28 protein-coding genes are annotated in these 23,327 nt (G+C 63.9%); 18 read left to right on the top strand and 10 right to left on the bottom strand.

Annotated features, from left to right (window positions below):
* Positions 1–28: 28 nt before the first annotated feature.
* Positions 29–244 (top strand): hypothetical protein, encoded by a 216-nt coding sequence (locus EJ076_RS26670; protein ID WP_126069859.1) that lies wholly within the window; start codon positions 29–31, stop codon positions 242–244.
* A 531-nt stretch (positions 245–775) separates the two neighbouring features.
* On the opposite strand, the gene EJ076_RS26675 is transcribed toward EJ076_RS26670, so the two are convergent.
* A complete protein-coding gene (locus EJ076_RS26675; protein WP_109660489.1) occupies positions 776–988 on the bottom strand; it encodes a hypothetical protein in 213 nt (70 codons plus the stop codon).
* A 119-nt stretch (positions 989–1,107) separates the two neighbouring features.
* Between EJ076_RS26675 and EJ076_RS26680 the strand changes: the two genes are divergently transcribed.
* Positions 1,108–1,449, top strand: a complete 342-nt coding sequence (locus tag EJ076_RS26680) for a low affinity iron permease family protein (RefSeq protein ID WP_109661383.1) — start codon at positions 1,108–1,110, stop codon at positions 1,447–1,449.
* Between the two features lie 203 nt (positions 1,450–1,652).
* On the opposite strand, the gene EJ076_RS35315 is transcribed toward EJ076_RS26680, so the two are convergent.
* Together EJ076_RS35315 and EJ076_RS26690 are read right to left on the bottom strand one after the other, a co-directional pair.
* Positions 1,653–1,799 (bottom strand): hypothetical protein, encoded by a 147-nt coding sequence (locus tag EJ076_RS35315; protein ID WP_164548739.1) that lies wholly within the window; start codon positions 1,797–1,799, stop codon positions 1,653–1,655.
* A gap of 196 nt (positions 1,800–1,995) precedes the next feature.
* A complete protein-coding gene (locus EJ076_RS26690; protein WP_164771723.1) occupies positions 1,996–2,301 on the bottom strand; it encodes a hypothetical protein in 306 nt (101 codons plus the stop codon).
* 427 nt (positions 2,302–2,728) lie between these two features.
* Between EJ076_RS26690 and EJ076_RS26695 the strand changes: the two genes are divergently transcribed.
* Positions 2,729–3,403, top strand: a complete 675-nt coding sequence (locus tag EJ076_RS26695; RefSeq protein WP_245462890.1) for a Crp/Fnr family transcriptional regulator — start codon at positions 2,729–2,731, stop codon at positions 3,401–3,403.
* Here the strand turns inward: EJ076_RS26695 and EJ076_RS26700 are convergent, their stop codons facing one another.
* The gene (locus EJ076_RS26700; protein WP_126069861.1) at positions 3,404–3,655 is read right to left on the bottom strand and encodes a hypothetical protein; all 252 of its coding nucleotides are present in this window, start codon (positions 3,653–3,655) and stop codon (positions 3,404–3,406) included.
* A 230-nt stretch (positions 3,656–3,885) separates the two neighbouring features.
* On the opposite strand from EJ076_RS26700, the gene EJ076_RS26705 reads away from it, so the two are divergent.
* A complete protein-coding gene (locus EJ076_RS26705; protein WP_109660483.1) occupies positions 3,886–4,629 on the top strand; it encodes a helix-turn-helix transcriptional regulator in 744 nt (247 codons plus the stop codon).
* A 26-nt stretch (positions 4,630–4,655) separates the two neighbouring features.
* On the opposite strand, the gene EJ076_RS26710 is transcribed toward EJ076_RS26705, so the two are convergent.
* Positions 4,656–5,327 (bottom strand): GntR family transcriptional regulator, encoded by a 672-nt coding sequence (locus EJ076_RS26710; RefSeq protein WP_126069862.1) that lies wholly within the window; start codon positions 5,325–5,327, stop codon positions 4,656–4,658.
* Positions 5,328–5,470: 143 nt separating this feature from the next.
* Between EJ076_RS26710 and EJ076_RS26715 the strand changes: the two genes are divergently transcribed.
* The 11 genes from EJ076_RS26715 to EJ076_RS26770 all read left to right on the top strand — a co-directional run bounded on the left by EJ076_RS26715 (position 5,471) and on the right by EJ076_RS26770 (position 18,012).
* Positions 5,471–6,058 (top strand): amino acid synthesis family protein, encoded by a 588-nt coding sequence (locus EJ076_RS26715; RefSeq protein ID WP_126069863.1) that lies wholly within the window; start codon positions 5,471–5,473, stop codon positions 6,056–6,058.
* Entirely contained in the window at positions 6,051–7,829 is a 1,779-nt protein-coding gene (locus tag EJ076_RS26720) for an alpha/beta fold hydrolase (protein WP_126069864.1), read from the top strand. The genes EJ076_RS26715 and EJ076_RS26720 overlap by 8 nt, the downstream gene beginning before the upstream one ends.
* Before the next feature lie 5 nt (positions 7,830–7,834).
* A complete protein-coding gene (locus EJ076_RS26725) occupies positions 7,835–8,893 on the top strand; it encodes an LLM class flavin-dependent oxidoreductase (protein ID WP_126069865.1) in 1,059 nt (352 codons plus the stop codon).
* Positions 8,890–10,368 carry an aldehyde dehydrogenase gene (locus tag EJ076_RS26730; RefSeq protein WP_126069866.1) on the top strand — a complete coding sequence of 493 codons (1,479 nt, stop codon included), beginning with the start codon at positions 8,890–8,892 and terminating at the stop codon, positions 10,366–10,368. The genes EJ076_RS26725 and EJ076_RS26730 overlap by 4 nt, the downstream gene beginning before the upstream one ends.
* A gap of 179 nt (positions 10,369–10,547) precedes the next feature.
* A complete protein-coding gene (locus tag EJ076_RS26735) occupies positions 10,548–11,486 on the top strand; it encodes an ABC transporter substrate-binding protein (protein WP_245463113.1) in 939 nt (312 codons plus the stop codon).
* Between the two features lie 66 nt (positions 11,487–11,552).
* A complete protein-coding gene (locus EJ076_RS26740; protein WP_126069868.1) occupies positions 11,553–12,413 on the top strand; it encodes an ABC transporter permease in 861 nt (286 codons plus the stop codon).
* Between the two features lies 1 nt (position 12,414).
* Positions 12,415–13,215, top strand: a complete 801-nt coding sequence (locus EJ076_RS26745; RefSeq protein WP_126069869.1) for an ABC transporter permease — start codon at positions 12,415–12,417, stop codon at positions 13,213–13,215.
* Positions 13,212–14,288 carry an ABC transporter ATP-binding protein gene (locus EJ076_RS26750; RefSeq protein WP_126069870.1) on the top strand — a complete coding sequence of 359 codons (1,077 nt, stop codon included), beginning with the start codon at positions 13,212–13,214 and terminating at the stop codon, positions 14,286–14,288. Before EJ076_RS26745 ends, EJ076_RS26750 begins: the two co-directional genes overlap by 4 nt.
* 279 nt (positions 14,289–14,567) lie before the next feature.
* Positions 14,568–14,861, top strand: a complete 294-nt coding sequence (locus tag EJ076_RS26755) for a hypothetical protein (RefSeq protein ID WP_109660466.1) — start codon at positions 14,568–14,570, stop codon at positions 14,859–14,861.
* 652 nt (positions 14,862–15,513) lie between these two features.
* Complete coding sequence (locus tag EJ076_RS26765) at positions 15,514–17,550, top strand: acyltransferase family protein (protein WP_126069871.1); 2,037 nt, start codon at positions 15,514–15,516, stop codon at positions 17,548–17,550.
* 162 nt (positions 17,551–17,712) lie between these two features.
* A complete protein-coding gene (locus EJ076_RS26770) occupies positions 17,713–18,012 on the top strand; it encodes a hypothetical protein (protein ID WP_109660461.1) in 300 nt (99 codons plus the stop codon).
* A 56-nt stretch (positions 18,013–18,068) separates the two neighbouring features.
* Here EJ076_RS26770 and EJ076_RS26775 read toward each other — a convergent pair whose 3' ends face one another.
* The 3 genes from EJ076_RS26775 to EJ076_RS26785 all read right to left on the bottom strand — a co-directional run bounded on the left by EJ076_RS26775 (position 18,069) and on the right by EJ076_RS26785 (position 19,815).
* The gene (locus EJ076_RS26775) at positions 18,069–18,665 is read right to left on the bottom strand and encodes a DUF6456 domain-containing protein (protein WP_126069872.1); all 597 of its coding nucleotides are present in this window, start codon (positions 18,663–18,665) and stop codon (positions 18,069–18,071) included.
* Between the two features lie 222 nt (positions 18,666–18,887).
* Positions 18,888–19,199 carry a hypothetical protein gene (locus EJ076_RS26780; RefSeq protein WP_126069873.1) on the bottom strand — a complete coding sequence of 104 codons (312 nt, stop codon included), beginning with the start codon at positions 19,197–19,199 and terminating at the stop codon, positions 18,888–18,890.
* On the bottom strand, positions 19,120–19,815 hold the full coding sequence (locus EJ076_RS26785; protein WP_126069874.1) for a DUF1376 domain-containing protein: 696 nt from the start codon (positions 19,813–19,815) through the stop codon (positions 19,120–19,122). The genes EJ076_RS26780 and EJ076_RS26785 overlap by 80 nt, the downstream gene beginning before the upstream one ends.
* Before the next feature lie 95 nt (positions 19,816–19,910).
* On the opposite strand from EJ076_RS26785, the gene EJ076_RS26790 reads away from it, so the two are divergent.
* The gene (locus EJ076_RS26790) at positions 19,911–20,192 is read left to right on the top strand and encodes a DUF982 domain-containing protein (RefSeq protein WP_126069875.1); all 282 of its coding nucleotides are present in this window, start codon (positions 19,911–19,913) and stop codon (positions 20,190–20,192) included.
* Between the two features lie 108 nt (positions 20,193–20,300).
* Positions 20,301–20,609 (top strand): DUF982 domain-containing protein, encoded by a 309-nt coding sequence (locus tag EJ076_RS26795; RefSeq protein ID WP_164548892.1) that lies wholly within the window; start codon positions 20,301–20,303, stop codon positions 20,607–20,609.
* A 237-nt stretch (positions 20,610–20,846) separates the two neighbouring features.
* Here the strand turns inward: EJ076_RS26795 and EJ076_RS26800 are convergent, their stop codons facing one another.
* A complete protein-coding gene (locus EJ076_RS26800) occupies positions 20,847–21,581 on the bottom strand; it encodes a GcrA family cell cycle regulator (protein WP_126069876.1) in 735 nt (244 codons plus the stop codon).
* Positions 21,582–22,192: 611 nt separating this feature from the next.
* Here EJ076_RS26800 and EJ076_RS26810 point away from each other — a divergent pair.
* Complete coding sequence (locus EJ076_RS26810; protein WP_164548893.1) at positions 22,193–22,888, top strand: helix-turn-helix transcriptional regulator; 696 nt, start codon at positions 22,193–22,195, stop codon at positions 22,886–22,888.
* Between the two features lie 21 nt (positions 22,889–22,909).
* On the opposite strand, the gene EJ076_RS26815 is transcribed toward EJ076_RS26810, so the two are convergent.
* Positions 22,910–23,212, bottom strand: coding sequence for a hypothetical protein (locus tag EJ076_RS26815; protein ID WP_126069877.1), 303 nt, complete (start codon positions 23,210–23,212; stop codon positions 22,910–22,912).
* Positions 23,213–23,327 lie beyond the last annotated feature (115 nt).

Consider the following 23,327-nt stretch of genomic DNA (forward strand, 5'->3'; position numbering starts at 1 on the left):
GTGCCATCGAAAGACAGGAGAGACTTCCTTGACCAGACTGCCTCAGGACAAAGACCGGATTGAACGCGCCACCCGCGAGGCTCAATCCATCATCGCCATCGAACGTCAGGCGCGTGAGGCAAAGACGGCCCGGCTGCGAGAACTGCGGCTTTCCTCAGAGGCGCCAATCTCGACAGGGACCGCCATAACAAAGCGCAAGCCTGGCGCCCGAAAAGCGACACGCAAGACTATCGAGTTGGAGTGACGCTCCCAACGCGCCGCTTCGACAAGCATCTCGCGCCTATTTGCGCACGATCCAAACTATGCGCCGCCGCTAATAGAAGCACAACCAAGCCAAATGCGTAACATTAGCTACACGTAATTGTGGCACGTTTGATGCATCCAAGACCTTGAGAGGGGTAACGGGAGCCGAAGCGATGTATCGGAATGATGAAAAACTGTGCAATTGGGCGAGCGCACGAGGCATTATGATCTACCGACGCTCAAAGACCGTGTGGATTGCAGCGGGAAGTTACCGGGATCGCAAATATGAGGTGAAGGGACGGACACCTGCCGTTGCGCTCGCATTGTGGAAGGAAGCCGCCAGATACAGCGGGTCGGGAATTTAAAGCCTGACATATGCCTTGAAAAATAGCCGCCTGATCAATGCTTTCACCGGCAGCCGCGTCGGTCATTTACGAGGCCTGTCAAAACTTCAATCGCCTGGCAAAGATTTGCCGATCGTGAAATCTGGCAGCGCCCGCCCCAGCAAGCCGGCGGAAAGTGACACCCAGAACTAGAGCCGTGACGTGAGCTCCGGGTCGACGCTGTATTGGAATACGCTGCCCTCGCTTTCGTCGACCACCCGGAACCAGTGGGTTTGCAAGGCGCGCGGCGACATGGCCTTGCCCGTGATTTTCTGCAGCGCCTCAAGTGCCGTAGCCCCACTGGCAACGTGCGAAGCAGACAGTGACTCTGCGTCCATTTCGTCAATCTGGTAACGCGGCATTGCTGGCCTCCTGTCAGCCAAACTTCGGGAGGCCACCTAGGTTCCTGGAACGAAATTCCTTTTGCGAACTTGCTGACGTCATGAGCGCCTGTGAGCATTTTGCAAGGTTGGTCGGCACCATGAACAAGTTCCTTTTCGCAGCCGCTGATTTTCTGTCTCGCCCGCCGGGCTTCTACGTCATGATCATTGCCATGGTGGTGTGCACCGCCCTGGTACCGTTCGGCCTGACGAATGCCGTCACCTACGCGCTGTCGGTCGCGGCCATCGTCATCACCGGTGTCGTGCTGATCCAGGGCTACCGCGACACCGCCGCGATCCATGCCAAGCTCGACGAGATCATCGTCGCCCTCAACGACACCAGAAACGATGTCGTCGGGCTGGAGCATGCCGACCCGAAAGACATCAGGGCGAAGCTCGGCAAACTCGAGGAAGAGGCAGCGCGAACCGCGCCCGAGGCCTAGAGCAATTCACCGTTTCACGGAAACGGCGAACCGCTCTAACTCTTTGTTTCGACGCAATTCCCAAGGGAAAGCGCTATGCGCTTTTCCCGGGAAAACCGTTTCACACCTTTCCTGGAATTGCTCTAGAGCCGGCCTTCGGATCATTGGTACCCAATGATCCCGGCATCGTCGGCATTCATTGGCAGCAGCCACAGGCGGAGCCGCTAACCAGCCGCAAAGTTCCGGGCGAACTGCTCTTCCTCGAACAGGCGCTGTATGGTTTCGCCGTTCTCGACGATCCGAACGGCCCATTGGCCATCGATAGGCTGGATGGAAACGCCTGTCTGCCGAGGCGCATCGACAGCGTTCATGGCTGCTTTTTCGATCTGCGGGCGACCGCTTCCATAAAGGAGCGTGCGGCAGCGTCACAAGCCGTTCTGGACGGTCCGTTTGCGAACAGCACGACCTCCGCAGCCTTCTCCGACATGCCATGTTTCCTGGCAAAGACCGCCGTGTCGTAAGGCTCGTTTTCAGTCCCCGGTGTCGAGGACGTGACCCTGACCTTGGTCATTGCCGCGGCCGCCTGAAACTGTCGAGCAATTCGGCTTCATTGCTGTAGCCATTCTCGAAAAGCGAGAACACCGTGGCTGCGAGCCGCTGCACGTCCGGCTCGCTCGACTTCGGGTCAAGTTTGCGTTCGGAGCAGACCCGATCAAAGACGCGTTGGCACAGTTGCAGATCGGAAGGATGGAAGCCGGGATTGCGCTTGTTAAGGCTCGACATGAGAAGCCCCTTTCGGAGCAGCGACCCATTTGCCTGACGCTGTCGATCAAAAATGAAATCGCGCGCAGCGAGAGTCAATATCAGCGTCATCACCGTAAAAACCGTACAATTCTCCCACTGAAATTCGGCATGCTTTCAAGCCGTTCGCAGGGCAGGCGCGACATGGCGCCTGATCGTTAGCCGGCGGATTTTATCGACCATCACCCGATCCGGCGTCTCTCAGCAAAATGTCGGTTTTGTACCAAGAAGGGCTTGGTACGTTTCCGACACTAACGTTGAAGTCGATCTTTTCGTATGCGAACGGCAGTGGGGGACGCTGTGCATCGCATTTCATATCGTATTCCTAGGTTTGTTCGTTCAAAGACCCTATGTGTAGGCGATCGTCGGCACGTCGATACGGGCGCGGACGGCTGGGAGATCGGATGGCTCTTGCCCTGCATTGGGCCGCGCCATGACTGATTCCGGCAAGAAATCTCCCGACAAAGATCACCAATATCGAAATCAATTGCTGCGGCGCATGCCCGCGGATGATCTGGCCTTGCTTGAGCCGCATATGCGGCGCTGCGAATTGCCGTTGCGCATGATGCTGGTGACCCCCGGCATCCCGATAGAGGCCGTCTACTTCATCGAACAGGGCATCGGTTCGGTGGTCGCCAGCACGGCGAGCGGCCACGAGGCGGAAGTGGGCTTCATCGGCTTCGAAGGCATGACCGGCTCTTCCCTGGTGATGGGCGACGACCGCGCGCCGCACGCCTGCTATGTCCAACTCGAGGGCGATGCGATCCGCATCGAAGCCGGCGCTTTCAATGCGGCACTGGCGGCAAGCGCGACCTTGCGCATGTTCCTGCTGCGCTTCGTCAATGCGCTGCAGACCCAGGCCGGCTGCACCGCGCTCGTCAACGCGCGGCTGAAGCTCGAGGAGCGGCTGGCGCGCTGGCTGCTCATGTGCGACGACCGGGTGCCCGGCGAACATCTCGCCATCACCCACGAATTCCTGGCCATCATGCTTGGTGTCAGGCGGCCGGGCGTCACCGTCGCCCTCCAGCTGCTCGAAGGCCGTGCGCTGATCCGGGCACGCCGGGGCGAGATCGTCATTCGCGACCGCGCCGGGCTGCTGGAACTCGCCAATGGCAGTTACGGTGAAGCCGAGGCCGAATATGTCAGGCTGATCGGCGAGATCAGCGCGGCCTGATCAGCTGCCGCCTGGCTTGCCCGACGCTTTGCCGGGCGGTGGCGCACCGCCTTCAAATGCATCCCGGCCAATCGGCAGCCCGGCATGCTCCAGGCTTGCGAGCTTGCATTTCGTCTGTTCGGCCGCCGCTCCGACAAGGCAATCGATGGCGAACATGGCACCGGCATGGTCGCTCGCCGCGACCGCCTGGCGTATCTTGCTCAATTGCGCCTGCGTATAGTCCAGAAGCTCGACCAGGTCGGTATGATCCAAACCGCCCTCCATCATACGAGGTCAAGTGGCCGATCTGAGGTCGCTCTTGCTACCGAAATACGCCCATTTGCATGGCTTGCATAGATAAACTGTCAAAAACGTACAGTTTCGCGCCGAACCGACTGCACTATTGGCCAAAGGTCCTCCTTTGCGCCGCGATTACGGCGTGCGATGGTATATAAGCTATCGCTTGAATAAATGGTTCGTACGTCTGTCGCGGGGAAGATGTCGTGCCAATTCGCGAGAATCTCGCCGCCAACCTCAGGCGGCTGATCCAGCGCCACGCTTCGGTGAGCGCGGTGTGCCGCGAGCTTGGCGTCAACCGCACCCAGTTCGAACGCTACCTGCAAGGCAAGGCCATTCCCAACAAGGCCACCGCCAGGCTGATCTGCGATTACTTCAAGATCGACGAGAATGAGCTGTATCGCGAGCCCGCAGCCGGAGCAGGGGCTGACGACGGCCACGCATCGCTGCGCCAGACACTGTATGAGAACATGGTGCGTCCCCCCTCGCCCGCCATCGCCGGCGGCACTTATTTCACCTATTTTTCGGTCCCCGGCCACCCCGACCTTCTGATGCGCTCGGTCACCTTCGTGCGGCGCGAGGCCGAGCTGGTCACCTTCAGGCGGGTGACGCGGTGGGCCCCGGGCGATGGTCAGGGCGGCGCGAGAGTGCCCGGCAACCATTACGGCGTGGCGATCTCGCGCCTGAACTGGATCTATTTCAGCGGCATCAACCGCCGCCAGACCGCCGAACCTTCGATCATGACCGTGCAGTGGGCCCCCATCTCGGAGCCGGTTCTGGTCGGCAGCGCCTTGGTCCTGACCGGATCGGGGCCAGCCTGCGTTTCGGTCATCATGCGCCAGGACGTCACCAGGATCAGCATGAGACGGGCGATGCAGATGGCGCATGTCGTCAGCCTCGACGACCCCGGTGTCGATCAGCTGGTGGTCAGTCTCGCGCGTGAGGCCTGATACACCAGCCGCGCCGGCGTTCGCAGTCAGCCAAGGCGAAGCGTGTTGCGTGCGATCTGCCAGGCGGATTCAACGTGCCGCCGGGCCGCCGCTTCCGCCTCGTCCGGCTTGCGCGACCGGATGGCATCCATGATTTCGGTCATTTCGGCGATCGCCGGCTCGCGGCGGTTCTCCGACGCGATGGTCATCGAGCGCAGCTGGTTGATGCGGACATTCAGCCCCGTCACGATTTCCCAGGCAATCTGCTTGTCAGCCGCCCCGAACAGCGTTTCGTAGAATCTGGTCGTCGCCCGCATCACCTCGACCGGCGCGCCTGATGCCCAGGCGTCGAGCAGGTTCGTCAAGGCCGCATCGAGCGAGGCGATCTGCGCGTCGGTGGCCGACAAGGCGCAAGTCCGCGCCGCGATCCCCTCCAGCAGCGCCCGCAGTTCATAGATTTCATCGGTGCGGCCGAGATCCGGCTTGGCGACGGCAGGTCCATGGCCGGGTATCATCTGCACCAGGCCTTCCGCCTCCAATTGCCGCAGGACCTCGCGCACCACGGAACGGCTCACCCCGAGCTGATCGCAAAGCGGCCGCTCGACCAGCCTTTCACCGGGCTGGAAGTGGAAGCCCATGATCGCATCGCGCATGCGTTCCAGCGCCAGCGTCCGCAACGTCTTGGCAGAGCGGTCGATCCGCAGCGTATCGTCTGACATTTTTTCTCCGCCTTCGCTTGCGCCGCCACAAAACAGATTCCGCGGCCGATTGACAAGGTCCTTGGCGCTCCATAGCATGGTATACCATAAGACGATACAGGGATGACGGCGCTGCACCGCGCCATCGCGACCAAGGACCGCTGATGAAACCGGCCATTCGAAAGACCGTCACCTACATCGAGAACACGCTTATCGAGGGCGGCAAGGCCGCACCCAGGCCGTTGCGCCTGATTGGCGTGGCCGCTGTGCTGACGAACCCCTGGGCGGGCCGCGGTTTCACCGAAGACCTGTCGCCGGAGATCCGCGCCATCGCTCCCGTCCTCGGCGAACTGCTGACGCGCGAGATCATCGCCGTCGCCGGTTCGGGCGAGGCGATCGAAGGCTACGGCAAGGCCGCCATCTGCGGCACGGCGGGCGAGATTGAGCATGCGTCGGCGCTGATCCATACGCTGCATTTCGGCAATCACTATCGTCGAGCGGTGGGCGCCAAGACCTATCTCGCCTTCACCAATCTGCGCGGCGGGCCGAATACGCCGATCATGATCCCGCTGATGGACAAGAACGACGAGGGCCGCCGCTCGCACTATCTGACCGTGCATTTCCAGATCGGCGACGCCCCCGCTCCCGACGAACTGGTGGTGGCGCTTGGCGCTTCGATCGGCGGCCGCCCGCATCACCGTATCGGCGACCGCTATCAGGACCTCAAGGAGGTGGGAGACCTGCATGGCTGATGTCGCCGCCCCCGCATGGGTTCGCAACACGGCGCCGGACGGCACCGGTTTCATCCGCGCCGGCTCCGGCGCGCCGGTTCTGCTCATTCACGGCGTCGGCATGAACGCAACGATCTGGCAGGATCAGATCGCGTCGATGAGAGACCGCCACGACCTCATCGCCATCGACATGCTCGGCCACGGCACCTCACCTTTGCCGCCGGAACATGCCGCCCTTTCGGATTTCGCCGATCAGGCGCTGCGTCTGCTTGACCATCTCGGTCTCGCCTCGGTGTCGATCGTCGGCCATTCGATGGGCGCGCTGGTCGCCCTGGAAATCGCCCTTCGCGCGCCTTCGCGCGTCCGCTCCATCGTCTGCCTCAACGCGGTGTTCCGCCGACCCGAGGCCCTGGCGCAGGCCGTGCGCCAGCGAGCGGCGGCGCTCGGCACGCATGGCGATCCTTCCGCCATTGCGGCAACGCTTGCCCGCTGGTTCGGCGACCCGCTGCCAGAGAGCCTGGTGGGGGCGGCCGCCACCGCCCGCGCGGCCCTTGAAGGCGTCGACCCGGAGGGCTACGCGCGCACCTATCGTCTTTTTGCCCATGCCGATGCCCAGCATGCCGATGCCCTGGCCGGGCTGGCCGCACCAGCCCTGTTCATGACCGGGTCTGACGACGGCAATTCGACCCCTTCCATGTCGGCGGCGATGGCGAGGCTCGCGCCGCACGGTCAATGCCTGGTGCTCAGCGGAGAAAGGCACATGATGGCAATGGCTTCGCCCGAAAAAGTGACTCGACACATCAGCGCCTTTCTTGACGCCGAAGCCGCGACGCCGCAGGCCGATCCCGCCTTCGACAGCGGCGAATTCCGGCGCGCGCTCGGCTCCTTCCTGACCGGCGTCACCATCGTCACCACGGTCAGTGCGGAAGGCGAGCCGCGCGGCTTCACCGCCAACTCCTTCACCTCGGTCTCGCTCCATCCGCCGCTGGTGCTTGTCTGCATCGCCAAGAAGGCGCTGGGACACAGCGCCTTCTCGACGTCGAAGGGCTTTGCCATCAACATCCTGTCGGAGAGCCAGAAAGCCCAGTCCGGCATCTTTGCCTCCAAGGCCGCCGACAAGTTCGCGAGCGTGGCCTGGCAACCGGGACAGACCGGCAATCCCCTGATCGACGGTTCCGTCGCGGTGTTCGATTGCGCCATGCAGCAGTTGGTCGACGCCGGCGATCACTCGATCCTGATCGGCCGCGTGCGCGATTTCAGCCACAATGGAGCACAGCCGCTCGGCTATTGCCGGGGCACCTATGTGACGCCCGGCCTCAGCCAGGAGGCGCTGGCGGCCGCACCCCCGGACACGGAAGTCGGCGCCATTCTCGAGAATGACGGCCGCGTGCTGTTCTTCGAGACATCCGACGGCTTCCACGAATTGCCGGCCGGACGCGGACTGGGCACGCCGAAAGATCCGCGCAGCCTCAAGGGGCACCTTGCCGCCAAGACTATCGACGCGCAACTAGGCTTCCTGTTCGCCGTCTGGGACGACGCAGCCGCTCCGTCGCGCACGCATGTCTATTATCGCGGAACGATCGACGGCCCGTGTTCCGATGATCGACGGATCCGGCTTGTCGACATCGAGCAGATAACCGATCTCAGGATCGCCGACCCTGCGGTGCGGTCGATGCTTGCCCGCTATGTTCGCGAACGCACGGAAGATGCATTCGGCGTCTATGTCGGCAACGAGGTCGAAGGCGAAGTCCGGCCGCTCGCCAAGCCAGTTCTTCTTTCCGGTCGCGGGTGACGCTGATGAAATTCTCGCTGTTCGTCCACATGGAGCGCTCGGATCTGGCCAAGCCGCATTCCGAGCTTGTCGGTGAGCTGGAAGAGCTGGTTGTGCAGGCCGAAGAGGCAGGCTTCGAGACCGCCTGGATCGGCGAGCATCACGGCATGGAATTCACCATCTCGCCGAACCCGTTCATCAACATCGCCTGGCTCGCCGCCAAGACCAGGCGCATCCGGCTGGGCACCGGAACCATCGTCGCGCCGTTCTGGCACCCGATCAAGCTTGCCGGCGAAGCGGCGATGGCCGACGTGATCTCCGGCGGCCGCCTCGACATCGGCATTGCGCGCGGCGCCTACGCTTACGAATACCAGCGGCTTTTTCCCGGCCTCGAGGCCTGGGGGGCCGGCCAGCGGATGCGCGAGATGGTGCCGGCGATCCGCGGCCTGTGGGATGGCGATTTCGAACTCTCCGGCGAGTTCTGGTCGTTCCCCTCGACCACCTCGTCGCCCAAGCCGCTGCAAAAGCCCTATCCGCCGATCTGGGTGGCAGCGCGTGATCCGAACTCGCACGACTTTGCCGTTGCCAGCAAATGCAATGTGCAGGTGACGCCGCTGGCCTCCGGCGACGGCGAAGTGGCCAGCCTGATGGAGCGCTTCAACACCGCCTGTGCTGCCCACCCCGACATAGCGCGGCCGGAAATTATGCTGCTGATGCACACATTCGTTGCCGAGGACGCGGCCGATGCCGATCGCCTGGCGCAGGATTTGTCGCAATTCTACTGCCAGTTCGGCGCCTGGTTCCAGAACAAGAAGCCGGTGCGCCAGGGCATATTGGAGCCGCTGAGCGAGGCCGAGATCGCGGCCATGCCGCAATATGCGCCGGACAAGATCCGGCAGAACCTCGTCATCGGCGAAGCCGACGAGGTGATCGCCAGGCTGAAGGTCTATGAGGCGCTGGGCTACGACCAGTATTCGATCTGGATCGACAGCGGCCTGTCCCATGAGCGCAAGAAGAAATCGCTGCAGCTCTTCATCGACAGGGTGATGCCGGCTTTTGCCGAACCGAAAGCGGGATCGCGATGAGCACCGCTCAATTCAGGAACTATATCGACGGCGGCTTCGAGGACGCGGCAGCGACCTTCGACAGCATCGACCCGTCGACCGGCACGGCATGGGCCAGGATGCCTGCTGCGTCATCCGATGACGTTGATCGCGCCGTCGAAGCCGCTCACCTTGCGCTGCGCTCCGGCCCATGGGCAGCGATGACGGCAACAGCGCGCGGCAAGCTCCTGGTGCTGCTCGGTGATCTCGTCGTCGCCAATGCCGACCGGCTGGCGGAACTCGAGACGCGCGACACCGGCAAGATCATCCGCGAGACCCGCGCCCAGATCGCCTATGTCGGCGACTACTACCGCTACTATGGCGGGCTGGCCGACAAGCACGAAGGCGCGTTCGTCCCCATCGACAAAGCGGACATGGAAGTGACGATCCGGCCTGAGCCGATCGGCGTCGTCGCCGCGCTCGTGCCGTGGAATTCGCAGCTCTTCCTGTCCGCCGTCAAGCTCGGGCCGGCGCTTGCCGCCGGCTGCACCGTCGTCCTCAAGGCATCGGAAGATGGCCCTGCCCCGCTGCTCGCCTTCGCCGAACTCATCCATGAGGCCGGCTTTCCCGCGGGCAGCGTCAACATCCTGACCGGCTTCGGCCATGATTGCGGCCAGCGCCTGACCAGCCATCCGCTCGTCGCTCGTGTCGCCTTCACCGGCGGTCCGGCAACCGCCCGCCAGATCGTCAGGAACACGGCGGAAAATCTCGCCTACACCACGCTCGAACTGGGCGGCAAAAGCCCGGTCGTGGTGTTTGCCGATGCCGATCTCGACAGTGCCGCCAACGCCGTCGTCGCCGGCATCTTCGCCGCCACCGGCCAGAGCTGCGTCGCCGGCTCACGCCTGCTGGTCGAGCGTTCGGTGAAGGGCGAATTCCTCGCCCGGTTGAAGGGCAAGGCAGAAGCGATCCGGATCGGCGACCCGCAAGATCTCGCAACCGAAATGGGGCCGCTTGCCACGTCCCGGCAGCGCGACTGGATCGAGAAGATCGTGGCCGCAAGCCTTGCCGCGGGCGGACGGCTGGTTACCGGCGGCGAGCGGCCCACCGGCCACGAAAGCGGCCTCTATTACGCACCGACGATCATCGATGCCAATGACAACACCGGCCTGCCCTGCGTGCGCGAAGAGCTGTTCGGTCCGGTGCTCAGCGTGCTCGCCTTCGATACGGAAACCGAGGCGCTCGCGCTTGCCAACGACACGCCGTTCGGCCTGGCGTCCGGCGTGTTCACCACCAATCTCGCCAAGGCCCATCGCATGGCGCGCGTCATCCATGCCGGCGTGGTCTGGGTCAACACCTACCGGGCCGTCTCGCCGCTGGTTCCGTTTGGCGGCTATGGCCAGTCGGGCCTCGGCCGCGAAGGTGGCATGGACGCGATCCGCGACTACACGCGTTCGAAATCGGTGTGGATACGCACCTCGGACGACCCGATTCCCGATCCTTTCGTCATGCGGTAGCCGCCGCAGGCCGGGGAAACGCGATCAAGGCGAAAACGCCGGTCGCAAACAGAAAACAACGAAAACAAACAGAGGAGAACGACATGAAACTGATCACCACCGGCGTCCTTGCCCGCCTTCTTGCAACAACACTTCTCGCAACGACACTTCTGGCAACGACGGCCGCAAGGGCCGAGGACATGGTGTTCATCTCCTGGGGCGGGACGACCCAGGAAGCGCAGACCAAATCCTGGGCCGAACCGTTCACGGCCGCATCCGGCATCAAGGTCATGCAGGACGGCCCGACCGACTACGGCAAGCTGAAGGCGATGGTCGACGCAGGCAGCGTCAACTGGGATGTCGTCGACGTCGAGATGGATTTCGCCATCAAGGCGGCCAAGGATGGCCTGCTCGAGCCGATCGACTTCGCCGCAGTGCCGAAGGCCGATCTCGACCCGCGCTTCACCACCGATCACGCCGTCGGCAGCTTCTACTATTCGTTCGTGCTCGCCTGGAACAAGGGCGCCGTTTCGGGCGACCCGGCCGGCTGGGCCGACATGTTCGACACGAAGAAATTCCCGGGCAAGCGGACCTTCTACAAATGGTCGGCGCCCGGCGTCATCGAGATCGCGCTGCTGGCCGATGGCGTGCCGGCCGACAAGCTCTATCCGCTCGATCTCGACCGCGCCTTCAAGAAGCTCGACACCATCAAGTCCGACATCGTCTGGTGGGGTGGCGGGGCGGAGTCGCAGCAATTGATCGCGTCCGGCGAAGCAACCTTCGGCCAGCTGTGGAACGGCCGCGTCTTCGCGCTGGAGAAGGATGGCGCCGATGTCGGCGTCTCCTGGAACCAGAACCTGACGGCCGCCGACGTCCTGGTGGTGCCGAAGGGCGCCAAGAACAAGGACGCCGCGATGAAGTTCCTCGCCGCCGCAAGCAGCCCGGCCGGCCAGGCGAAGTTTGCCGAAGCCAGCGGCTATGCGCCTATCAACACCAAAGCCAAGGCCGAGATGCCAGCCGATGCGGTGAAGGCACTGCCGGACGCCCATGTCGACGGACAGATCAATCTCGACATGAACTACTGGGCCGAGCACCGCGACGAGATCGCCACGCGCTGGTATGCCTGGCAGGCGAAATAAGCCTGTCCCTTGAACAGCAAGGGACGAGACGGCCACACCGTCTCGTCCCATAGCCGGATCGCTGCCATGTCGGTCGAAACACGCCAGAGCCTACCAACATTCCGCATGCCGGCAGGCCTCAACGGCCTGCTGCCGGCGCTGGTCCTGATCGTGCTGTTCTTCGTCGTGCCGGTTCTGGCCCTGCTCTTGCGCAGTGTCACCGAGCCCGAACCCGGCCTGCAGAACTACGCGACGCTGCTGGGTGACGGCACCTATGCGCGGGTATTCTTCAACACCTTCCTGGTCGCGTCGGTGGTCACTATCGTCACGGTCCTCGTCGCCTTTCCGGTCGCCTGGATGCTGGCGATCATGCCCTCGGCGATGGCCTCGATCGTCTTCGGCGTCATCATCCTGTCGATGTGGACCAATCTGCTGACCCGCACCTATGCCTGGATGGTGCTGCTGCAGCGCACCGGCGTCATCAACCGGACGCTGATGGCCGCTGGAATCATCGACCAGCCGCTGCCGCTCATCAACAATCTCACCGGCGTCACCATCGGCATGGTCTACATCATGCTGCCCTTCATGATCCTGCCGCTGGTCGGCACGCTGCGCGCGATCGACCCGATGACGCTTCGTGCCGCGGCACTGTGCGGCGCCAGCCCCTTCCAGGCATTCCGCCGCATCCTGCTGCCGCTGTCGCTGCCCGGTGTCGCTGCCGGCGGCCTGATGGTCTTCGTCATGTCTCTCGGCTACTTCGTCACCCCGGCACTGCTCGGCGGCACCTCGAACATGATGCTGGCCGAAATGATCGCGCAGATGATCCAGTCGCTGCTCAACTGGGGGCTGGGCAGCGCCGCAGCCTTCATCCTGCTTGTCGTCACCATGGCGCTCTACGCGCTGCAGCTGCGCCTTGTTGGGGCGAGGCGCATCAGCGGAGGCGCCTGAGATGTTGCTCGACTATGACCGTATGGGCTGGCTGAAAATTGCCCTGCTCGGCTTCACCGCTCTGGTTGCCGGCTTTCTCCTGCTGCCTGTCGTCTTCATCGTCCTGCTCTCCTTCGGCTCGTCGCGTTGGCTGGCCTTTCCGCCGCCCGGCTGGACACTGAAATGGTACCAGGAGCTGTTTGCCGACCCGGCCTGGCTCGACGCTGCGCTGACCAGCGCCAGGATCGCCACCATGACGGCGATCCTGTCCGTGGTGATCGGCCTTCTCGCTTCCTTCGCTTTGGTTCGCGGACAGTTTGCCGGGCGTGAGATCCTGCGCGGCCTGCTGCTGACGCCGATGGTGCTGCCCGTCGTCGTCTTCGCCATCGCCATCTACGCCTTCTTCCTGCGCCTCGGCCTCGGCGGCACCACGATCGGCTTCGTCATCGCCCACACCGTGCTGGCCCTGCCCTTCGCCATCATCCCGATCGCCACCGCACTGGAAGGCTTCGACAAGTCGATCGAGGACGCGGCCATCGTCTGCGGCGCAAGCCCACTCGAGGCCAGGCTCAGGATCACCTTGCCATCGATCCGCATCGGCATCTTTTCCGCCGCGATCTTTTCCTTCCTCGCCTCCTGGGACGAAGTCGTGGTGGCGATCTTCATGGCGAGCCCCAGCCTGCAAACCTTGCCCGTCAAGATCTGGGGCAGCCTGCGCTCGGACCTGAGCCCGGTCATCGCCGCCGCCTCCAGCTTGCTGGTCGGGCTGACGCTGGCCCTGATGGTGGTGACGGCACTGCTGCAGCGAAAGGTCAAGACATGACCCAGCCCTTCCTCTCCATCCGCAATCTGCGCAAGGCGTTCGGCGCCATCACCGCCGTGCACGACGTCACCCTCGACATACCCAAAGGCGAGTTCCTGACCTTCCTCGGGCCTTCAGGCTCGGGAAAGTCGACGACGCTCTACGCCATCGCCGGCTTCCAGGATCCGAGTTCCGGCGATGTCGAGCTGGAAGGAAGATCGCTGCTTGCCGTGCCTTCGCACAGGCGCAACATCGGCATGGTCTTCCAGCGCTACACGCTGTTTCCGCATCTGACGGTGGCCGAGAACGTCGCCTTTCCGCTGCGGGTTCGCCGCCGGCCGGAGGCCGAGGTGAAGAAGAAGGTCGCCGACATGCTGGCCCTGGTGCGGCTCGAAAGCTTCGCCCAGCGCTTGCCGGGCGCCCTGTCGGGCGGCCAGCAGCAGCGCGTCGCGCTCGCCCGTGCGCTGGCCTACGATCCGCCGATCCTGTTGATGGACGAACCCTTGTCGGCGCTCGACAAGAAATTGCGCGAGGAAATCCAGGGCGAAATCCGCCGCATCCATCGCGAGACCGGCGTCACCATCCTCTACGTCACCCACGACCAGGAAGAGGCGCTGCATCTGTCGGACCGGATCGCACTGTTCCGGGACGGCCGCATCGAGCAGACCGGCAGCGGCGAGGACCTGTATCTGCGGCCAGCCACCGATTTCGTCGCCGGCTTCATCGGCAATTCGAATTTCCTCGCCGCAGAACATCTCGACACCAAGGATGGCACGGCAACAATCCGGCTGGCCGACGGTTCGGTCGTCTCCGGCGTCAGGGCCAACGGCACGTTCGGCAAAGGCCAGAAGACCAGGCTGATGATCAGGCCGGAAGCGTTTGGCATGGAGAGGCGCCCGGCGAGCGCGGAACTCAACGTCGAGATCGTCGATGTCGCCTTCTACGGCGAGCGCCGGCGCATCGTCGCGCGCACCGCCGGCGGCGAGGGGGTCGACATCAGGCCGACCTCCGCCGCCATGCCGTCGCAGGACCTGACGCCCTGCAGCCGGCAGGTCTTTTTCGATCCGACAGCGGCGTTCCTGTTTCCTGCCTGACATGCCGGTTGATTGTCTGGAGTCGACCAGAGCGGCAAATCCAGTGGCCCTATGCGCATCGCGGCACAGCAAGGCAGCCCGCAATCTTGATCGCGCGGCAAATGATTCCGGTCATGGAATCCCACTTTGGCCGAAACGAGCAAAATCTGAAAAAGTTTCAAGCTTTTTTCGACTATATTTTACCCGGGATTGGCCTGCTTCCTGGAACTTTCATCCAGACCTGTCGTTTTTCCAGACGATCGTTGCTCGACGATCTCAAAGCAACAGGAGGATTGTACCATGAACATCAAGATGATCTGCTTGGGCGCCATGGCGCTTTCGATGGTCGGCGGCGCGGCGTTTGCCAAAACGTCGGCTCTCGACGATCCGGCCAAGATGCAGCCCTTCTACACCGACTCCAGCATGAAGACGATGGTCAGCAACGACGACTTCGTGAAGGCCTGGAAGGCCCTAACGCCGGACGACCAGACCGCGATGATGAAGGCCTGCGAGGACGAGTCGAAGGACGCCACTGCGGCCAACAGCCATCCGGAATTCTGCAGCAGCGTGAAAGCGAACGGCGGCAGCAAGTAGCGATCCACTGACCGACGAAAAAACAGCCCCTTTGCGGGGCTGTTTTGCGTCCGGGCTTCGAAACGGGCAAGCCCGCAGCCTGTCGGCTTCAAACCCTGATCGTCGAGCGGGACCTGTCAGTCCGTCACTGAGACCGCGCTCGCCACGACATTTGAGAGCTTCTGGCGCTTTACCAGCACCGGCTTTTCGTAGGTCTTTTTCACGGGATATCCTCTGCCCCCAAGCGAGCGCTTTAAAGGGCGCCCGCGGCACGATGTTGTCAAGCCAAAGCTAAAAACACCGGGATGGCACACAGAAAGCAGCCAAAGATCGAAGGGTATTTGTTATCTCCCGGAACTGGGTGGACCCGCTGTCACGGTGGACAGCTTCCCGCGCTTGTCGAGCGTCGGCTTCTCATAAATCTTCTTCATCGATGTCCCCATGGCCCGAATGACAACGCCAAGAGGCATCAGCCGTGCCCGCCCTGTCAAGCTGCGGCCAAGAACGTTTTGGTGAGCGTCGCCAGACCTGGACCGTCTCCCACTCCCTGCACCGTCGTCCCATTCTGGTCATGTTGCACTGCGATAGATTTGTTGCGTTGCGATATCAGCCTGCCCGACCGACACTGCCAAAGGGGTGGATTTGCGGGTCGGGCCTGCACGAAGGAGTCTCCGTGGCAGCATCGTTCCGGCCGGACATACAAGGATTGCGCGCGCTCGCCGTCGGCGGCGTCGTCGCCTATCATTTCGGCCTCACCGCGCTCCCCGGCGGCTTTGCCGGCGTCGACATCTTCTTCGTCATCTCCGGCTGGCTGATCACAACCCACCTCATGCAGGAAATCACCGAGACCGGCCGGCTCGACCTCTGGCGCTTCTATGCCAGGCGCGCCCGGCGGCTTTTGCCGGCAGCCTTGTTCGTCATCCTGGTCACGCTGGCCGCCGGCTACTTCATCCTGGCGCCGCAGGAGCAGGCGCTCTATTCGCGTGGCGCCATGTTCGCTTCCGCCTACGCCATCAATCTGTGGCTGCTGCGCTGGTCGTTCGACTATTTCGCCGCCGACGCCACCAGCAATCCCTTCATCCACTTCTGGTCGCTGTCCGTGGAGGAGCAGTTCTATCTGGCCTGGCCGGCGCTGCTTCTGCTGGCCGCCTGGCTGCGGCCGGGCCGACGCACGGTCGTGGCCGTGATCGGCGTGGCCGGCCTCGCCTCCTTCGCCGCCTGCCTCTGGCTGACCACCGTCGCGCCGGCCTGGGCCTTCTATTTCTCGCCGCTGCGCGCCTGGGAGTTCGCCGCCGGCGGCCTGGCGACACTGGTGCCGGCAGCTTTCCAGCAACACCGCGCCTGGCTGCGGCCCGCCCTTGGCTGGCTCGGCCTGGCGCTGATCGCGGCGGCCTATCTCTGCTTGAGCGAAGACCTGCCCTTCCCCGGCTGGTATGCGCTGCTGCCGGTGGCCGGCACGGTGCTGGTGCTGCTGAGTGGCGTTGGCCAAGAGCAGACCGGCAAGCAGACCAATGGGCGGACCGGCAGGCCAGCCCTTGGCCCGGCCGCCGCCCTGTCACTGCCGCCTTTGCAATGGATCGGCACGCTCTCCTATTCGCTCTATCTCTGGCACTGGCCGGTCATCGTCTATGCCGGGATGCTGGCGCCGGATCTCTCCGTCCCGCAGCGCCTTGGCTGCGGTGTGCTGGCGCTGGCGCTGTCGGTGCTCACCTATCATCTGATCGAGAACCCGGCGCGGCGCGGCACCTGGCTGACGGCGGGCGCCCGCGCCTTTCCCAGCGCAATTGCGGGCGCAAAACCGCTTCCCACTTTTCCTGCAATTGCTCTGATTCCAGCGCTGGCGCTGACCGGTGCCGGCGTAGCGGTCGCCTATGCCAATGCGCATCTGGCCCAGCGCAACATCGGCCCCGAGCAGCGCGGCATCGAACAAGCCGCCGAAAAACCCTCCATCGCGCGTGCCGTCGACAAGAGCTGCCTGCTCGACTTCCACACGGTGACGCCAAAACCCTGCGTGTTCGGCGCCGCGGATGCCGCCCATACCGTCGTGCTGTTCGGCGATTCGCATGCCGACCACTGGTCGACGCCGCTGATCGAAGCGGCCAAGCGCAACGACACCAAGGTGGTCACCTACCTCAAATCATCATGCCGCGCCTCGCGCCTCTCCACCTTCAACACGGTGCTGAAGCGCGACTACACCGAATGCGACGCCTGGCGCGAGCAAGCGATAGCAGACATCATCCGCGCCAAGCCGCGCCTGGTGGTGATCTCGGAATTCTCCATCGGCAACCTGACGCGCGATATGCCCACCGCCGGCCGCAGAGCCGAGACCGCGCGCTGGCAGGCCGGCCTGCGCTCGACCTTGCAGGCCTTCAGTCGGGCCGGTGTCGAGACGGCCGTGATTCGCGACACACCGATCAACGCCAGCTTCGCCGACTCCTGCGTGGCGCGCGCGCTGTGGTGGCGCGAGGCACCCTCGCCGCACTGCGACACACCAAGGACGGACGCCGCCAACGACAGCACCGCCGCCGCCGAGCGCGCGGTCGTGGCAAGCGTGCCCGACACGCGCTATGTCGACCTCACCAACCACTTCTGTGGCCCAACAGCCTGCCACGTCGTCATCGGCGGCAAGCTAGCTTTCCGCGACAGGCACCATCTGGCGACGGCGTTTGCGGAGACGCTGGAAGGGCCGTTGGAGCGGGCGCTGTTTTAGGGGTGAGAAGCGGCGCAGCAGACTTGTCGCGCCACGCCAGCCACCCCATTGCGCGGCCCAGGACTCTCGCGCGCCGGTATCCGCATCCTTTGTCTTACGAATCTGTGGAACGAGGCCGCATCTCGGGGGTTATATTAGGTCAACCTTGAAAAGGAGGTAGCTATGAAGAAGCTCCTGCTTGTTTCGGTTATCGCCATTGCTTCGGCGGCGGCGATGATCGCCCCCGCGGACGCCCGCAGTCATGTCTTTATCGGCATCGGCGGCTATAACGACTACTACGGTAACGACTATTACGATGGTTATGGGGATTATGGCGGCCGCTACGTCTATAGCCCCTACGACGCCTACGACAACGGCTACAGGCCGCGTTATTTCCACCGGCACCACCGTTGCCACGTGGAACTGGTCACGCACTGGCGCTACCACCACAGGATCACTGAGGAAATCCGCGTCTGCCGGTAACCTGATCGTATGAAATCATGATCCGGCCGGCATCGCCGGTCGGATCATTGCGCCCCTCACCGCCGCCCCATCATCATCCCATAATGCACCGCCAGCAGATCCAGCCCGACCTTCAGCAGCTTCGTCACGACGTCGCGGCCCTCGCCCGTCTGCTCCGCCACGCCCTTGATCGAGCCTTCCGCGCAGCAGACTTGTCGCACCACGGCGGCCACTTCCCAATGGCCTAGCGCCCTGGTGGCGGCGGCGTGCGCGCGGCCGGCGTCCAGCACGCTGTCGGCGATGCCGCCGCCGTGGCGGCCACCGTCGATGCGCTCGGTCCAGCGCATCGGCTTGACATCAGCCTGCTGGCTGCAGCGGAAATCCCCGCGGTAGCGCAGGCCGGCTTCGCGCTGCTGGCGCGACAGCGAGGTGATGCCGATGAGCGGGTCGATAGTGCGCACCCGCACGATGCCGCCTGTGGATGTGAAGCCGTCATTAGACACTTCGTAGACGCGGCTTGCCTCAGAAGTGCCGGCGGCCAGCCGCTTGCGGCCGAAGGCGTCGTCCCTGAGCGCGAAATCATGGCCGACCTCGCGCCGGATACGTACCTGCTCGGCCTCGCCCTTGGGCAGTTTCGGCGCCTGTGGTTTGGCGGATTTGGTTTTCCTGGGCATGGATGGCTCCTGGTTGGGGTGTTGGGTCGGGCGTTGGCTGATAACTGGCCGTGTAACTCCCCCTCACCCGGCCTCCGCTTCGCTCGGCCACCGTCTCCCCGAGGGGAGAGGAGACTTGCAGCGCCGGCGCCTTCCTCTTCTCCCCCACGGGGGTCCGAAGGACGGGCGAGGCAGGTGACTCGCCCCGGCAAAAGTGGCCGCGAAGCGGCCGGACGAGGGGGTCTAGCTCCTCTTGATGGCAGCAGGCCCCAGCGTGCCCGCCGCCCGTCGCGCCAGCAGCTCTCGTATCGCGCGGCGTTCGCGCAGTTCGATGCAGAGTTGCGCGCTGGAGGGGCAGAACTGGGCGTTGCCGGTTTTCACCTCGCCGCGCATGAAGCGCTGGATGGCGCTCTGCACGTCGGTCAGCTCGGCATCCTGCACGGCGCTGAGATAGCCGCGCATCTGCATGTCGACGTCAGTCAGCGCGGATTGCGGGAAGCATGAGAACATCGCGGCCAACGCCTTGGTCGCCTGCTGCAATTCGGCTGCGGTCATGTCTGCGTATCTCCTCAATGATGGCGTTGGCGGCGTCGGTGTGGGTTTTCGGCTGATGCCAGCCGGGCTTTCTTCCCGAAAAAACGGGAGCCGTTTTGTTTTTGCCTGCCGGGGAGAAATCCGCAGGCTTCGCATTGCCCAGCGAAAAATGCTGCGCATTTTCGGAGGACAAACGCTTCGCGTTGTCCGGGGAAAAAGCGGCAGCTTTTTCCATCTGGTTTCTGGAGTCTGGGAGATGCCGCGGCAATCCACCGGCATTTGCCGCTGCATGCGTCTTTGTTTTCAAGGCGGTGGCGGCGCCACCGCGTGCCCCGGCGGCGGCCCTCGCTTGGCTTTTGACCTGGGCTTTGCGCAGCTCTTTCGTCAGCCGCTTGTGGCCGATCTCGCCGCCCGCGCGCTCAAAGAAGATCAACAGGTCGGGACTCAGCGCACGCCACTTTTTCAGCGACAGGCGCGCCACCCGCGCCAACCTGGCGTCGTCGTCGGGCAAGCTGCCGCCGGCGTTCCACATCGCCATCAACAACAGCATGTAGGCGCCGATCTGCTCGGTGGAGAGCTGCAGCGTGTCGCCGACGAAATCGGAGACGTAGAGCTGCATGAAGGGCCGTTCGCTCATGGCAGCACACGCGAGAGCTTGCCCGCATCGGGGCTAATGGAACCAGCGCGAATTTTCGACGTTATGCGGCGTCCACGGACACGGGAGAGATGCCGATGACAGCCTTCATGCCGGTTACCCTGCGCTTTTGCGACAACACAACCATGCTGGTCAGCTCGGTGGCCGAGGCCGCCAGGGCGCTGAGCCAGCAATGGCCCGACAAGACAGCACCTGCCTATGTCGAGGCGGCCCGGCTGGTCGCGCTCGCCGTCGACGGCACCTGCTGCCAGCGCATCGCCTTCGAGGCTCTCACCAAGGCGGCCAGGCAACAGAACATAGTTGTGGCGAAGCCGAAAAGCCGCGCCCATGACTGGCTGGATGCCGTGGCCGGTTGGTGACAGGCGCGCGCCGGCCGAAAAATTGATGCAACCGCCCGCCGGCGCGGCGCGTTTATGAAAGCGGTAGGTAGAGCCGCGCGCAAAGCGAAGGTGAACGCCGTGGGTACGATGAAGACCGGAGTGCCGCTCAAGGTGCGGATGGACGAGCAGATTGAAGAGATCGACAGCGTCAGCGAAGCTGCCGACTTCCTGCAACGCTGGCCGCTTGAGCGGCGCGGCCATGTCTACCGCAGCGCCCTCAACGCCTGCAGCGCGGCAATCGCCGCGCAGATTTCCGAAGCCGATGCCATGAAAGTGTTCACCGGCTTTGCCCGGGTGGCCGACATATTGGTCGACGAAGGCAGCCCGGCCATGACGATGGATGCAAGGAGCGTGCAGAGCCGCACGCCCAAGCAGGGCCGGCAGGCGCCGAAATAGGGTTTTGGAGGGGGTTCCGCCTCTTTCTCCCCGTTTACGGGGGTGAGGCGTGGTCTGCGCAGCGGACAAAAAGCCAATTGCTTGGCTTTTCGAACAACGAACGCCCGGCAGGACAATGAGGGGCGGCGCCAGCGCTTCGGTAAGTGGCATCTGAATCGAACGCTTGAAGTTCATATCTGCTTTCACTCCCGCTACGTCGGCGCTGCCCCTCATCCACCTGCCGGCACCCTGCCTTCGCTATCGCTTCGGGCGTTCGCCGTTCGAAAAGCCAAGCAATTGGCTTTTCGTCCGCTGCGCGGACCTCGGCTCACCCTCGAAAACGCGCCGCTGGAAGCGTGCCTGATGGTAGGGGCAATAGCTTTTCAGCGCCCTGGTGCGCATGCCGCAGCACAGCATGTCGGCGCCCGGCCGGCTGCCTGGAGCGTCGTTGTCCGGGTCCTCTTCCAGCGTCAGGTCCAGCGGCGCGCGGCAGCGGTCAAACAGGCAGTCGATGAAGCGCATCGCCACGCCATGCGGCTGGCGGCCGACGGGCGTGCGCGGCGGCACCGGGACCTTGAAACGATAGGCCTCGCCGTCGGCGATCAGCACGCCCACCTCGCGCACGAACAGGCGCGGCGGCAGCCAGGCCGGCGAAGCGTCGCGCTTTGTGGTGGCCGCCTTGCGCGTGCCGGTGACAGCGAGCGCAGCGTCGATGGTGCCTGCGGCCGGCCTGGCGCTCGCCGATGTTCCGTTCGCCCGCTTGCTCACCCTGCGCTTGCGTGCAGCCCGCTTGGCCCCGGCCGGCAACCCCTTGCCATTGGCAAAGCCGATCGCGCCCAGCATGGCGTTGCGGTGCACGATGCCGATGATGGCGTTGCGCGACACCGCATTGCCGCGCAGCGCGCTGAATGCGGCGGCGATCCTGGAGGCGGAAAGCCCGTCCTTCAGCCAGCGGGCGATCTCCTGCAATTCGGGGTCGGTATAGCTTGCCATGTCCAGGCTCCATCCAAAATTCTGCCTTCGGCCGCGCGCCGTCAGGCAGCGTCAGGTTTGGCCAGCCGGGCCGCAGTCAGGGTGTGTGGTTCGAGGGCCGGCTGACGCCGGCTCAGCCGGACCGGCTTTACAGCCCGGCGGTTTGGGCGGGGCGCGAAAGCCGCGCCTCTGCCGTCTTTCTGTCGGGGGCGGAAACCGCCCTGCCCGTCGGCCTGTCGAACAGGATGACGGTGCCGTCTTCGGTGCGGATGCACGACCTGACGGGCAGACCGGCGCCATGCTGATCGAATTGGGGCCGATCGAATTGGGGGCCGGAGCCGCTGGGAGCGGCGGCTCCGGCCGTTCCGGTCGCCGGGGATGGGCGGACCGGACCCGCGGCTGGTGCATTGAAGCACTGAGCCTCGGGCTTCACCTCGGCCGGGGAGGAGGACGGCCGGGGCGGAAGGGAATGGGCAGCGGTGACGACCGCCGGATGCGCCTCGCGTGAGGCCGGCGCTCTTGCGCCTTCAAAGCTGGACAGGTTTTGCATGATCAGATATAAGCATAACTCAAAAATAGATGAAAGCCATTCTTTCATGGACGAGAGCCGCTTTCATCGCTCACATGGCGCCATGGCAAAAACGGAACTGTCGATCAAGGTCGGAGCGGCGATCCGCAAGGCGCGCAAGCAGCGCGGCCTGGTCATGCGCCACATCGCCGAGCACAACGACACCGATGTCGCCGCTGTCGGCAACTGGGAAACCGGCCGCAATCTGCCCAAGACCGAGAACCTCTTGAAGACCGCCGCCTTCCTGCGCGTCGATCCGGTGGCGCTGGGCCAAGGGCAGGTCGTCTTCCTCGACGATGCCGGCCCGGTCGCCGACGCCGAGATCGTCACCGATGCCGGTCCGCTACCCGCCGGGTCGATGGATATCGAAGTACTGGGCGCGGCCGTCGGCGGTGATGATGGCGATTTCACCTTCAACGGCGAGCCGGCAGGCTATGTCCAGCGCCCACCGGGCGTGCGCAACCTGCCGAAGGTCTTTGCGCTGCACGTGCTCTCGGATTCCATGGTGCCGCGCTACGAGCCCGGCGACCTGATCTATTGCGGCGGCCGCGACGCCGTGCCCGGCGACCATGTGGTGATCGAGACCTTTCCGGAAGAAAATGAGCGCAACGGCAAGGCCTTCATCAAGAAGCTGGTCAAGCGCACCGCCGCCGAGCTGGTCGTCGAGCAATACAATCCACCCAAGACCCTGACCTTCAACCGCTACGCGATCAAACACGTCTGGCGGGTGATTCCGCTGAAGGAATTGCTGGGGTATTAGCGCCCTTTCTCCTTCTCCCCCTCAAGCCCGCCGCGACCCCTCGAGCGGCACCTCGCGCTTACTCAGCATCTGCGCTTCGCTGCGCACGCGCTGGCGCTCGTCTATGAACGCCGCCTGGATCGTGACAGTCGCCCCCGGCAGCCCCTCGGCGCGGCAGGCCGAGCAGACGATGCGGCCCGACAAGGCGGCCAGCGGCGTGTTGCCTGTCACCCCGAACCGCTTCAGCTGATCGGGCCGCCACCAACGGTTGCGGCCGCAATCGGCGCACTCGACCGAGATCGAGGCGACGTGCGCGATCACTGGTTCCCTGCCCGGCAATGCCATCGCCCCTCCTCGCCTTTTGTTCCTGATTTGTTCGCATATTCCTGCGTTTTGCGCCGGGAGTCGAGTCGCAGTTTCCAAACAGTCCCAAAAGTTTTTCTTCTACCAATGTTTGAGT

Source organism: Mesorhizobium sp. M7D.F.Ca.US.005.01.1.1, from assembly GCF_003952545.1.
Classification (GTDB): domain Bacteria; phylum Pseudomonadota; class Alphaproteobacteria; order Rhizobiales; family Rhizobiaceae; genus Mesorhizobium; species Mesorhizobium loti.